General features: G+C 69.8%; 11 protein-coding genes and 1 pseudogene. 8 read left to right on the forward strand and 4 right to left on the reverse strand.

The features are described from left to right. Together CCL05_RS17995 and CCL05_RS18000 are read right to left on the reverse strand one after the other, a co-directional pair. A pseudogene (locus CCL05_RS17995) lies at positions 1-410 on the reverse strand (cellulose-binding protein); the annotation flags it as partial. Between the two features lie 236 nt (positions 411-646). Beyond that, positions 647-1972, reverse strand: coding sequence for a radical SAM protein (locus CCL05_RS18000; protein ID WP_086561523.1), 1326 nt, complete (start codon positions 1970-1972; stop codon positions 647-649). Between the two features lie 169 nt (positions 1973-2141). Here CCL05_RS18000 and CCL05_RS18005 point away from each other — a divergent pair, with 169 nt between their 5' ends. Next, the gene (locus tag CCL05_RS18005) at positions 2142-2480 is read left to right on the forward strand and encodes an inner-membrane translocator (RefSeq protein WP_086561524.1); all 339 of its coding nucleotides are present in this window, start codon (positions 2142-2144) and stop codon (positions 2478-2480) included. A 21-nt stretch (positions 2481-2501) separates the two neighbouring features. Here CCL05_RS18005 and CCL05_RS18010 read toward each other — a convergent pair whose 3' ends face one another. After that, positions 2502-3509, reverse strand: coding sequence for a hydroxyacid dehydrogenase (locus tag CCL05_RS18010; RefSeq protein WP_086561525.1), 1008 nt, complete (start codon positions 3507-3509; stop codon positions 2502-2504). Positions 3510-3693: 184 nt separating this feature from the next. On the opposite strand from CCL05_RS18010, the gene CCL05_RS18015 reads away from it, so the two are divergent. Next, entirely contained in the window at positions 3694-4950 is a 1257-nt protein-coding gene (locus CCL05_RS18015; RefSeq protein ID WP_086561526.1) for a D-arabinono-1,4-lactone oxidase, read from the forward strand. A 28-nt stretch (positions 4951-4978) separates the two neighbouring features. Here CCL05_RS18015 and CCL05_RS18020 read toward each other — a convergent pair whose 3' ends face one another. Beyond that, positions 4979-5329 carry a helix-turn-helix transcriptional regulator gene (locus CCL05_RS18020; protein ID WP_086561527.1) on the reverse strand — a complete coding sequence of 117 codons (351 nt, stop codon included), beginning with the start codon at positions 5327-5329 and terminating at the stop codon, positions 4979-4981. A 135-nt stretch (positions 5330-5464) separates the two neighbouring features. Here CCL05_RS18020 and CCL05_RS18025 point away from each other — a divergent pair, with 135 nt between their 5' ends. The 6 genes from CCL05_RS18025 to CCL05_RS18050 all read left to right on the forward strand — a co-directional run. Further along, the gene (locus CCL05_RS18025; protein ID WP_244204313.1) at positions 5465-6160 is read left to right on the forward strand and encodes an ANTAR domain-containing protein; all 696 of its coding nucleotides are present in this window, start codon (positions 5465-5467) and stop codon (positions 6158-6160) included. Between the two features lie 190 nt (positions 6161-6350). Continuing rightward, complete coding sequence (locus CCL05_RS18030; RefSeq protein WP_086561528.1) at positions 6351-7598, forward strand: ROK family transcriptional regulator; 1248 nt, start codon at positions 6351-6353, stop codon at positions 7596-7598. Between the two features lie 220 nt (positions 7599-7818). Further along, complete coding sequence (locus tag CCL05_RS18035) at positions 7819-9081, forward strand: ABC transporter substrate-binding protein (protein WP_086561529.1); 1263 nt, start codon at positions 7819-7821, stop codon at positions 9079-9081. 20 nt (positions 9082-9101) lie between these two features. Further along, positions 9102-10067 carry a carbohydrate ABC transporter permease gene (locus tag CCL05_RS18040; RefSeq protein ID WP_086561530.1) on the forward strand — a complete coding sequence of 322 codons (966 nt, stop codon included), beginning with the start codon at positions 9102-9104 and terminating at the stop codon, positions 10065-10067. Then, a complete protein-coding gene (locus CCL05_RS18045; protein WP_086561531.1) occupies positions 10064-10945 on the forward strand; it encodes a carbohydrate ABC transporter permease in 882 nt (293 codons plus the stop codon). Before CCL05_RS18040 ends, CCL05_RS18045 begins: the two co-directional genes overlap by 4 nt. A 12-nt stretch (positions 10946-10957) precedes the next feature. After that, the coding region (locus CCL05_RS18050; protein ID WP_279629942.1) for a glycoside hydrolase family 2 TIM barrel-domain containing protein at positions 10958-12639 on the forward strand (1682 nt) is incomplete at its 3' end.

A 12639-nucleotide genomic window follows, 5' to 3' on the forward strand; every position in this document is an offset into this window, starting at 1 on the left:
CGCTCGCGCTGCGCGGCCTGCTGGAGGTCGCGCAGGCCGCGCAGCGCGAGCGGGCGCTTCAGGGGCGGGCCGGTGTAGCGTGCGGCCTTGTCCGAGTGGAGCCACAGGCGCAGGTCGGGGTCGAGCTTGTGGCCCTGCCCCTCCTCTTCCCAGGCCGCGGCCGTGGTGCGTACGGCGGTCAGCAGCAGGGGTATCCGGGGCAGCCGGGCGGCGCGGCGGCCGGCGCTTCTGGCCTGGCCGGTCTGGGCGGCGCGGGCCTCACGCGTGCCGTGTGCGAACGCCTCACGGCCCAGCTGTGCGGCGGCGGTGGAGCCGGACGTGCACAGATCGGCGTACGCGAGGACCGCGTCCCAGCACTCGGAGAACAGCGCGGCCTCGGCGGCGTCCTGAGGGGTCGGCAGGTCGGGCATGGGTCTCCTGCATCCACGAGCGAGGTCAACTCACCACTTCGGCAATGGAGTTGGGGGAAACCTCGCGGCAGGGCCAGAGCTTTTCACGCCACCCACACAACTGACAAGCGCCCTGTTCAGATGTCACGACAGGGCGGCGGGGCCCCCACGGCTCCGGCCTTTGCATGCCGTACGTGCCCGGCCGCCCTGTGACTCAACGCCGTACCCCCATGATGGACGACGTCATCGAAGCGTTATCAAACGGCGGTGGGTTCGTCCGCCGGGAGGCTGTCCATGAAGGAGCTGACGGAGAAGACCGCGTTGCCGGCGCCGGGCGGACCGTAGCCGGGGGGCGAGGAGAGGCCGAAGTCCTCCATGGTCTGCCGGTACGCCTGGAGCAGGCGGATGTGGTACTCCAGCGGCGCGCCCTGAGGGTTGGCCTTGCCGAGGGGCGTCGTGGGCTCCGGGCACCAGGTGGTGAAGCGGGGCGTGATGCCGTGCGACATGAAGAAGCGCAGGCCCTCGGTGGTGGAGGCGATGGCCTCGTCGACCGAGGTGAAACCGAACGGCTCGGCCATCTCCACGCCCGCCACGAAGTTGGGGATGACGTTGCGCGCCCCGAAGATCTCCGCGGAGTCGAGGATGCGCTTGTGCCACTCGTCGCGGCCGACGTAGCGCTCCTTGCCGGGGCAGTACATCTTGAACAGGTACTCGTCCCACACCTCGTAGTTGGGGTGGTAGATCTGCACGCCGTAGTCCTTGAACCGCTGCACGTCGTCACGCGGCAGCGCCTGGGCGACGACCTTGCCGATCCACCGCCCCGGGAAGCGCTCCTCGATGGCCTTGGCGTAGTGGCCGTAGAAGTCGGCCTCGTCGCGGCCGGAGACCGTCTTGGTGATGGCGCCGCCGGTGAGGGTGTAGGCGGTGGAGGCCTTCGCCGTGTCGTAACGGTCGATGATCTCCAGGGCCTCCAGGACCTCCTCGACGTCCTTCACCCCGGTGTACGGGCGCCCGGCGGCCTTGTGCTGGCGCCAGTTGTGGTTGATGTCGCAGTACTGGCACTCCTCCTTGGCGCCGAAGTACTGGCAGACCCGGAAGACGGTCAGGTAGATCAGGTAGCCCCACTGGATGGTCGGGGCGACCTCCATGACCGACTTCCCGCTGGCGAGGGTGTGCCGGTAGTACTCGGGCATCGGCGGCACGCCGACGTCGGAGATCCGCTTGCCGTCGAGGTAGAGGCCGAGCACGCCGTCGTCGTTCGCGGCGACGCGGTACGGCGAGGACGGGTTCACCCGCACCGAGACGACGGTCCGGCGCAGGTCGTACGGCCCGCCGGTGAGGATGATCTCCTCCGGCGGCCGGCGCAGCGCGGCCTCGCCCAGCTCGGGCAGGGTGCCGTGGTCGAAGGAGAAGATGAAGTACGACTTCGGCTTGACCTCGCCGCCCTCGTTGTCGCTCAGCGCGGACGGGTCGAAGGCCACGCCGCCCCGGAGCAGGTCCTCCTTGAAGACGGCCTCCCGCGGGACGTGCGGGAATCGCTCCATCAGATCCTCGACCAGCGCGGTACGGCTGCCGCTGCCCATCCCGTTACTCCTCCCGGCTCGGACGTACGACTCCTCACGGTATGCCCATGGGTGTGCGAGGCCGGTACCGGGTCCCCCTGACTCGGGCGAATGTCCCTTATGAGCACACCCGGGTTGCAAGTCTGCGACGACCCGGGCGGAGGCGTGGGTTCCGCACGACGATGGGGACATGACTGAACGCGCCGGCAAGCAGACCACCGCCGGGACCGATGCGCTCACCGGGGGATGTCTCCTGCTGCTCGTGCTGGTGGCGGACGCGGCGGCCGGCTTTCTGGTCGTCCTCCTGCTCGCGGTGCGAGGGCTGGGCCGGATGGACGCCGGCGCCGGGCAGACGGCAGCCGGCGCACCACCGACGGACTGGGCACCGCTGCTGTGCTTCGGCGCCCTGGCCCTGGCCGTGGGAGTCACGGGCGTCCTGCTGCTGCGGGTCGGGAACCGGTTCACCGGGGCGGTCCAACTGGTGCTGTGCGTCGTCCTCGCGGGCCACGCGCTGGGGTCGTGGCCCTGACCCGGGAGAGGTCAAGGGGTCCTAGGCCTCGCGCTCCAGTGCCGCGAGGTCGACCGCGTAGGCCGGTTTCCCCCCGGTCAGCAGCCGTTCCGCCTCCTCGGCGACCGTCAGCCCGAGGCGGGCCAGTTCGTTGCCCTGGGAGCCCGCGAGGTGCGGGGTGACGAAGGCTCCGGGCAGGTCGTAGAGGGGCGAGTCGGCGGGCAGCGGCTCGGGGTCGGTGACGTCGAGGATCGCGGTCAGGCGCCCGGCGCGCAGTTCCGCCACGAGGGCGTCGTGGTCGACCAGGGCGCCGCGCGCGGTGTTGACGAGCACCGCCCCGTCGGGCATCAGGGCCAGTTCACGGCGGCCGATCAGGTGGTGGGTCTCGGGCGTCTCGGGGGCGTGGACGGTGACGATGTCGGACGTGCGCAGCAGGTCGTCCAGCGGCAGCAGGGGGACGCCGAGTGCGGCGGCCTCCCGCTCGTCGACGTACGGGTCGGTGAGGGCGGGCCGCAGATCGAAGGGGCGCAGCAGTTCGAGGACGCGGCGGCCGATGCGGGAGGCACCGATGACACCGACGCGGCGGCCGTAGTTGCCGATGCCGGGGACGACGCCCCAGCCGGAGGAGGTGCGGGTGGTGCGCATCCGGTCGCGGGCGGCGAGGACGTCCTTCCCGGCGAGCAGGATCATGGCGAGGGTGTACTCGGCGACCGGCAGCGCGTTGGCGGCGGCGGCCGAGGAGACGGCGATGCCGCGCCGCCAGATCCCGGGGGTGGCGAAGGACTTGACCGAGCCGGCCGAGTGCAGCACGGCGCGCAGCCGGGGAGCCGCGTCGAGGACCGCCTCGTCGAGCCGGGGGCACCCCCAGCCGGTCACCAGGATCTCGGCGCGGGCCAGCGCGTCGCGCACCCCCGGGTCGGCAAAGTCCCGCACCACGAGCGCCGGATCGATGTCCACGGACTCCCGCAGCCGGTCCAGCACCTCGGGCGGGAAGACCTGCGGCACGTTCTCGGGGGTCATGGCGAACAGTGCCTGGGGGCGCTGGCTCAAGGAGGTGACCTTCCGGCTCGGAGAAGGGCTGGGGGGCGGCTCGTTCGGAACACCGGTAGAAAACGCTCTCTACCGCCTCTCCACGGTAGACCGAGCCGGGTGGCAGCGGCAACGGACGACGGGCCGGGGTAGGTTCCGGCAGGGGGCTTTCCCGGTCCCCGCCGTTTCGGGGAAGGACGACGCGATGAACGGGACCGTGACCAACTGGGCGGGGAACATCACCTACGCGGCCAAGGAACTGCACCGGCCGACCTCGCTCACCGCGCTGCGCGAGCTCGTCGCGGACAGCGACCGGGTGCGGGTGCTGGGCAGCGGACACTCGTTCAACGAGATCGCCGAGCCGGGCGCCGAGGGCGTCCTGCTGTCGCTGGCGGATTTGCCGCAGGAGGTGGACGTCGACACGGCGGCCCGGACGGTCCGGGTCGGCGGCGGCGTGCGCTACGCGGAGCTGGCCCGCCGGGTGCACGGGCAGGGGCTCGCCCTGCACAACATGGCGTCCCTGCCGCACATCTCGGTGGCCGGGTCGGTCGCGACCGGCACCCATGGCTCGGGTGTGCTCAACGGCCCGCTCTCGGCGGCCGTGCGCGAGGTGGAACTGGTCACGGCGGACGGCGAGGCGGTGACGATAGGCCGGGACGAGGAGCGGTTCGGCGGGGCCGTCACCTCGCTCGGCGCGCTCGGCGTCGTCACCGCGCTCACCCTGGACCTGGAGCCCACCTTCGAGGTCGAGCAGCACGTGTTCACCGAACTGCCCTTCGCGGGGCTGGACTCCGGCACGGTCGAGACGGTGATGGCGACGGCGTACAGCGTCAGCCTGTTCACCGACTGGCGCGCGCCGGGCTTCAGGCAGGTGTGGCTCAAGCGGCGCTCCGACCAGCCGCTGCCCGCCTTCCCCTGGGCCGCTCCGGCCACCGAGAAGATGCACCCCGTGCCGGGGATGCCCGCGGTCAACTGCACCGAGCAGTTCGGTGTGCCGGGGCCGTGGCACGAGCGGCTGCCGCACTTCCGGGCGGAGTTCGTCCCGAGCAGCGGGGCGGAGTTGCAGTCGGAGTACCTGCTGCCGCGCGGGCACGCCGTCGAGATGCTGCACGCGCTCGACGCGATCCGGGAGACCATCGCCCCCGTCCTGCAGACCTGCGAGGTGCGCACGGTCGCCGGCGACGACCAGTGGCTGAGCCCCTCCTACGGCCGGGACACCGTGGCGGCGCACTTCACCTGGGTCGAGGACACAGCGGCGGTACTGCCGGTGGTGCGGCGGGTCGAGGAGGCGCTGGAGCCCTTCGGGGCCCGGCCGCACTGGGGGAAGGTGTTCACCGTGCCCGCGTCGGCCCTGCGCGGACTGTATCCGCGGCTCGGTGATTTCCGGGCGCTGGCGCGGGAGCTGGACCCGGAGGGGACGTTCGCCAACGCCTTCGTGCGGGACGTGCTCAGCGAGGCGTAGCGGGTCTGCGTCGCGGATCCGGGGCGGGTCAGGTCCTGGCGTGCGGCCGGCCGCGGTCGCCGGGTGCCGTGGCGCGGTCGGCCTCGTCCTTGGCCAGCAGGGAGAGCAGCGACGCCACGGTCAGGCCGGCCTCGGCGGGGTGACGCAGCACCTTGCCGGGGTCGATCCGGTACGTGTTGGTACGGCCCTCCCGGGTGTGGGAGAGATAACCGTCCTGCTCCAGATCGGCGATGATCTTCTGGACGGCGCGTTCGGTGAGTCGGCAGTGGGCCGCGATGTCGCGGATACGGGCGCTGTGGTTGTCGGCGATAGCCGCCAGCACCCGGGCATGGTTGGTGAGAAACGTCCATCCGGTGTGTGGCTCGGGCACTCCATCCATGCCCCAACTCTACCGACCAGGCGTACACGTATTCAAAAACACGTACAGCGTTTCATGTATTGGTTGACGGGTGTGGGGTAGAGGGGCAACGCTGGGAAGTGGAGGAACGGCGAAGAGACAAGGGAGAACGGGGCCATGCCGGACCCTGTGCAGTCGGTGACGGCGATCCCGCCCTGCATGGCGACCATGGACGTCATGCCGGACGGCGACCGCATGACCGTCACCGTGTGGGGTGAACTCGACCTGGGCAGCCGGCGGCTGCTGCCGGATCTGCACGACATCCTCACGCTGTCGGGCAGCGGCATCGACCTGCGTCTGGACGCGATCGGGTTCTGCGACTGCTCCGGGCTCAACGTACTTCTCGACCTGCGGCTGCGTGCCCTCGACGAGGGCAAGACGGTCACCGTCCGCTCCAGCGGCCGTGCGGTCGAGCGCCTGCTCGATCTGACCGGCACGCGGGAGCTGTTCGCGGCACCGGGCCCGCACCAGGACGGCGTACGCCCCGCCGCCGACGGCGAGCACGGCCCGGGGGCGGCCGACGACCGGGAACTGCGCGCCGAAGTCACCCAGCTGCGGCGGGCCATGCAGACCCGGCCGACCATCGACCTGGCCCGCGGCATCCTGATGGCCTCCTTCGGTCTGAGCCCCGAGAGGGCCTGGAGCGTGCTGGTCAGGACCTCCCAGAACACCAACACCAAGCTGCACCATCTGGCCCGGGACCTGGTGGGCACCGTGCACGGCGGCACGCTGCCCGAGCCGGTGCAGCAGCAACTCGCGGCGGCGGTCGCGAGCACGGTGCCCCGGAGCGGGGCGGCGGAGGCCGGGGACTGACGTCCCCTGAGGCATCATGAGCAGGCTGCCGTAGGACATCAACCGGCCACCACCGCCGCCCACCAGGCGCGCACTTTATAAAGCCCCTTTCCTAACCCCTTGTCGAAAGTCCCGGCAGACCATAGCCTTGCGCCGCGCCGGTGCCGACGTCGACCCGGCCCGAGCCGGTCTGGGAAGGGATGGGCACCCGGTGAAGCGCACGTCACGTGACATCCGCACCGCGAACCGCTATGAGGTGCTGCGCCAGATCATCGCCGAGTCACCGACCTCCCGGCAGGAGCTGGCGGCCGCCACCGGCCTCAGTCTCGCCACGGTCGCCACACTCGTCGGCGAGCTGCTCGACCTCCGCATGATCACGGAGGTCGGCTTCGAGGACTCGGCCGGCGGCCGCCCCCGGGGCCTGGTGGCGGTCAACTCCTCGGGGGGCGCGCTGATCGGCGTCGACATCGCCGAGACCTACGTCCATGTCGAGCTGTTCGACCTGGGGCTGAACGTCCTGGCCCGAGCCGAGGAGGACGTTCGCCCCAGTGAGAGCCTGCCCGAGCAGGTGGTCGGGCACGTGGCCACCGCCGTCGGCTCGGTGGTCATGCAGGCCGGCATCGAGGGCGCCCGGGTGCTCGGGGTCGGGGTGAGCGTGCCGGGGCAGGTGGACCGCGCCACCGGCACCTCGGAGTACGCGCCCAACTGGGACTGGCACGACGTACCGCTGCTCGACCTGCTCACCGAGCACATCGCCTATCCCCTGTACCTGGACAACCCGCTGCGCGCCAGCGCTGTGGCCGAGCTGTGGTTCGGGGCCGCACGCGGGCGGGGGAACGCCGTCGTGGTCAACCTCGGGACGGGTGTCGGCGCCGGACTCGTCCTGGGCGGCGGGCTGCACCGCGGCGTGAGCAACAGCGCCGGCGAGTGGGGCCACACCACGATGGTGCTGGACGGACGCCTGTGCCGCTGCGGCAACCACGGCTGCGTGGAGACGTACGTCGGCGCGCGCGGCATCATGCTGAACCTGCGCGAGATCGGCCCCGACAGCGCGCTGCTGCACCCGGACGACCAGACGGCGACCATCGACGCGCTGGCCCGCGGGGTCGCTGCGGACGACCCGGTGGCGCGCCGGGCCGTTCACGAGACCGCGCGCTACCTGGGCGCCGGCGTCGCCGACCTGGTGAACCTGTTCAACCCCGAGATCGTCGTGCTGAGCAGCTGGGTCGCCCGCACCCTGGGCGAACCGCTGCTGCACGAGGTGCGCGAGGCCGTGGCGCGGCACGCGCTGCCGCGGCCGCTGGCCGCCACCCAGATCGTCCTCTCCCCGATCCCCACCGACCCGGTGTGCCTGGGCGCGGCGACGTTCGCGCTCGAAGGAGCACTCCAGGCCGTCGGGCAGCGGAACGGCAAACGCACCACCCGCGCGCGGAGCCGCACCACCGCTCCACCCTCGTAGCGGCGGAAGCAACTCCTCCGCAACCCCCGCTTGTTCGAAATTACGAACCGAACACAACGCTTCGAACAGACTTCGTCCAACCCCTTGCCGAAGCCTTAGCCGAAGCTCTAGCGTCCCGCACCGCACCTCTCTTTGAGCCATCTGGCGCGGGCCCCCGGGCCGTGAGCCATCAGGCAGTGAGCCGCAGAGCCGCAGCCGCACTCGAGACAAGGACGTCAGCATGTCGGCATCGAGCAACATGAACTGGGACCGCCGCAACGTACTGCGGGCCGCGATGGGCCTGGCCGCCGCGGGCGGACTCGCCGCGTGCGGCAGCAACACCGGCCGGGCAAGCGGGGGTTCGGGCGACGGCCTCGTCCAGTACTTCCACGCGTACGGCGAGGCGGGCGTCGAGCAGGCCGTCAAGCGGTACGCGAAGGCCTACAAGGACGCCAACGTGACCACGCAGTGGATCACCGGCAACAACTACGAGCAGAAGCTCTTCGCCGCGCTGCTCACCAAGAACGCCCCCGACGTCTTCGAGTTCCACCCGCAGATCCAGCTCGTCAAGAGCGGTCAGGTGGCCGACCTGACCGACATCATCGAGCCGGTCAAGGACGACTTCAACCAGGCCGACATCAAGTCGCACACGGTCGACGGCAAGATATACGGCGTCCGGATGATCGACGACCCGCAGTTCCTCTTCTACCGGCCCTCGATGTTCGAGAAGGCGAAGATCGAGGTGCCGACCACGCTGGAGGAGCTGATCGAGGCTGCCGACAAGCTGACCACGAGCAAGGTCAAGGGCCTCTTCCTCGGCAACGACCTGACCTCGGTGGACCGCCCGCTGATCTGGTCGGCCGGCGCCGACACGCTCACCGCTGACAACAAGCCCGCCTTCAACACCGACGCCGTCGCCGAGGGTCTCAAGCAGCTGCGCGGTCTGTTCACCAGCGGCAACCTGCTCCTCGACGCCCCCGCCGACTCGTGGGACCCGTCGGCCTTCATCCAGGGCCTGACCGCGATCCAGTGGTGCGGCATGTGGGCCATGCCGGCCATGCAGAAGGCGCTCGGCGACGACATCGGCATCTTCCCGTTCCCGAAGGTCGGCTCGGCCGGCAAGCAGTCGGTCTACAACGGCGGCTGGTCGATGTTCGTCAACGCCAAGAGCAAGAACGTCGAGGCGGCCAAGGAATACGTGAAGTGGCTGTGGATCGACCAGAAGCAGTACCAGGAGGACTTCGCCACCTCCTACGGCTTCCACATCCCGCCGCGCACCTCGCTCGCCGCGTCCGCGGACAAGCTGAAGTCCGGCCTGCCGGCCGAGGGGGTCAAGCTCTTCAACGAGTTCGGTCACTTCGACAACATCGGCTGGACGCAGGCCATGATCGCCGCGTTCTGGGACGTGATCGCCAACACCGTCCGCAAGAACGGCGACCCGAAGGCCCAGCTCGCCGCCTGTGAGAAGAAGGTCAACGCCGAACTCAAGAAGCTCTTCGGATAGACCACCGGACGGATCTCGACATGTCGACCACCACCACGCGCGGGGTCGCCCAGCCCGCCCCGGCCAAGGTCTCCAAGACCCGGCCGCGGCGGGGCCTGAGGGCGAACAGCACCTTCAACTTCTGGCTCTTCACCGGACCGTTCCTCATCGGCCTGGTGATCTTCGTCTTCGTGCCCATCGCCTGGAGCATCTGGCTCAGCTTCTTCGAGGCACGCTTCACCGTCACGCCGAGCGAGTTCGTCGGCTTCGACAACTACAAGCAGATCCTCAACGACACGAACTTCCGGAACTCCCTCGTCACGTTCACCGTGTTCGCCGCGTTCATCGTGCCCGCCACCTGGGCCATGTCGCTGGGACTCGCCCTGCTCGTGAACCGGCTGCGGTTCATGCGGGCGTTCTTCCGGTCGGTGTTCTTCCTGCCGACCGCGGTCAGCTATGTCGCCGCCGCGCTGATCTGGAAGATGTCCATCTTCAACGGCGTCCGCTTCGGCCTGGCCAACACCGTCCTCGGCTGGTTCGGCATCGACAACATCGCCTGGCTGGCCAACCCCGACCCGCCCTGGTACTGGCTGGTCATCGTGACCGTCCGTCTCTGGCTCCAGTCGGGCTTCTACATGATCCTCTTCATCGCGGCGCTGCAGAACATCCCGCGGGAGCTGTACGAGGCCGCCTCCATCGACGGCGCCAAGCCGGGCTGGCAGACCTTCCGGCACATCACGCTGCCGCAGCTGCGGGCCACGTCCACCGCGGTGATCCTGCTGCTGCTGGTCGCCGCCTACCAGGCCTTCGACGAGTTCTTCAACCTGCTCGGCAGGGCCACCTGGGGCCAGCCGCCGCTGGTCGAGCTCTACAAGATGGCCCTCGGCCAGAACCAGAACTACGGCGCGGGCAGCGCGGGCGCGGTCGTCCTGACCCTGCTCATCTGCGTCGTGACCCTCTTCCAGGGCAAGATCATGGGCTTCGGAAGGGGTGAGGAGACCAAGTGACCACCACAGCACCCGACGTCAGGAAGACCGCCAAGCCGGCCAAGGTCAAGCGCGGCGGTGTCATCGGCAACACCGGCCTGTACATCGCGACAGGCATCGCCGGCCTCCTCTTCCTGATCCCGTTCTACCTGATCGTCCGCAACTCGCTGATGACGGACCCGGAGATCACGGGCGAGACTTGGAAGTGGTTCCCCACCTCCATCCAGTGGAGCAACTTCAGCGAGCCGTTCGACGACGTCACCGTCGACTTCGCCCGCTCCCTGTGGAACTCGGTGGTCGTCGCCGTCCTGCACACCTCGGGCATCCTGCTGATCTGCTCGATGGCCGGGTACGGACTCGCCCGGATCCCGTACAAGCACGCCAACAAGGTGTTCTACGCCGTCCTGGTCACCCTGATGGTCCCCACGGCGGTCACCTTCGTGCCGAGCTTCGTTCTCGTCTCGTCCCTCGGCTGGGTGGACAGTTACCGGGGTCTCATCGTCCCGGGTCTCTTCAGTGGTTTCACGTGCTTCCTGTTCCGGCAGTACTTCCTGGGGTTCCCGAAGGAGCTTGAGGAGGCGGCGCGCGTGGACGGGCTCGGCTACTGGGGCGCGTACTGGCGTGTCGTCGTGCCGAACTCGCTGAACTTCTTCGCGGCCATCGCCACGATCACCTTCATCAACGGCTGGAACTCCTTCCTGTGGCCCCTGGTCATCGGCCAGGACCCGAGCGCCTGGACGGTCCAGGTGGCACTGTCGTCGTACATGACAAACCAGACCGTCAACTACCACCTGATCTTCATGGCCACGGCCATTTCCATCCTGCCCCTGGTGTTCGTCTTCCTCTTCCTCCAGCGCTGGCTGGTGCAGGGGATCGCCCAGACCGGCATCAAGGGCTGAGCTAGGAGACCGATGTCTTTCCGCACCACCTCCGTCGACTACGTCGAGGACGTCTCGCCCGGCAGCGGGGCCCTGCCGCCCCGCGCCTGGTACGCGTCCTCGGACGCGCGGTCCCTGTCGCTGAACGGCAGCTGGCGTTTGAGGCTGTCGGCGACGACCGACGCCGAGGACGACTCGTTCGCCGAGGAGGGCTACGAGGCCGGGGACTGGGCCGAGGTCACGGTCCCCGGGCACTGGGTCCTGCAGGGCGACGGGGCGTTCGGGTCCCCGATCTACACCAACCACCTGTACCCCTTCCCGGTGGACCCGCCGCACGTCCCGACGGAGAACCCGACCGGTGACCACCTGCGCGTCTTCGACCTGCCCGCCGACTGGCCGGCGGACGGCGGGGCGGTGTTGCGGTTCGACGGCGTCGAGTCCTGTGCCCGCCTCTGGCTGAACGGCACGGAGCTCGGCGAGTTCAAGGGCTCCCGGCTGCCGCACGAGTTCGCGGTCGGGCACCTGCTGAAGCCGGGCGGCAACGTGCTGGCCGTGCGCGTCCACCAGTGGTCGGCGGGGTCGTACCTGGAGGACCAGGACCAGTGGTGGCTGCCGGGCATCTTCCGTGACGTGACGCTGCTGCACCGCCCGGCGGGCAGCGTCGGCGACTTCTTCGTGCACGCCTCGTACGACCACACCACCGGCGAGGGCACCCTGCGCGTCGACTCCGACGTCGACGGGCGGGTGACCGTCCCGGCCCTGGGCATCGACGTCGCCACCGGCGAGGCGGTGACGGTCGCGGTCGAGCCGTGGACGGCCGAGACGCCGAAGCTCTACGACGGTGTGCTGGCCACCGAGGGCGAGAGGGTGCCGCTGCGGATCGGTTTCCGCACGGTCGTCCTGGAGGACGGGCTCGTCAAGGTCAACGGCAGGGCCGTCCTCTTCAAGGGCGTCAACCGGCACGAGTGGCACCCCGAGCGGGGCCGCGCGCTCGACCTGGAGACCATGCGCGAGGACGTGCTGCTGATGAAGCGGCACAACCTCAACGCCGTGCGCACCTCGCACTATCCGCCGCACCCCGCCTTCCTCGACCTGTGCGACGAGTACGGCCTGTGGGTCATCGACGAGTGCGACCTGGAGACCCACGGCTTCACCGAGCAGGACTGGCGGGACAACCCGGTCGACGACGACCGCTGGACCCCGGCCCTGCTGGACCGCGCCGCGCGCATGGTCGAGCGGGACAAGAACCACCCGTCGATCGTGTTCTGGTCGCTGGGCAACGAGGCCGGCACCGGCCGCGGCCTCACCGCCATGGCCGAGTGGATCCACGACCGCGACCCCGAGCGGCTCGTGCACTACGAGGGCGACTGGAACTGCCGCGACACCGACGTGTACTCGCGGATGTACGCCTTCCACGACGAGGTCGAGAAGATCGGGCAGAAGCTCGACGGCGGTACCCACAAGCGCCGTGAGCTCCCCTTCATCCAGTGCGAGTACGGGCACGCCATGGGCAACGGCCCGGGCGGGCTCGCCGACTACCAGGAGCTGTTCGAGAAGTACGAGCGGCTCCAGGGCGGGTTCATCTGGGAGTGGATCGACCACGGCGTGACCCACGCCGAGCTGGGCTACGCCTACGGCGGTGACTTCGGCGAGGAGCTGCACGACGGGAACTTCGTCTGCGACGGGCTGGTCTTCCCGGACCGGACGCCGTCGCC

The organism is Streptomyces africanus (assembly GCF_002150735.1).
Classification (GTDB): Bacteria; Actinomycetota; Actinomycetes; order Streptomycetales; family Streptomycetaceae; genus Streptomyces; species Streptomyces africanus.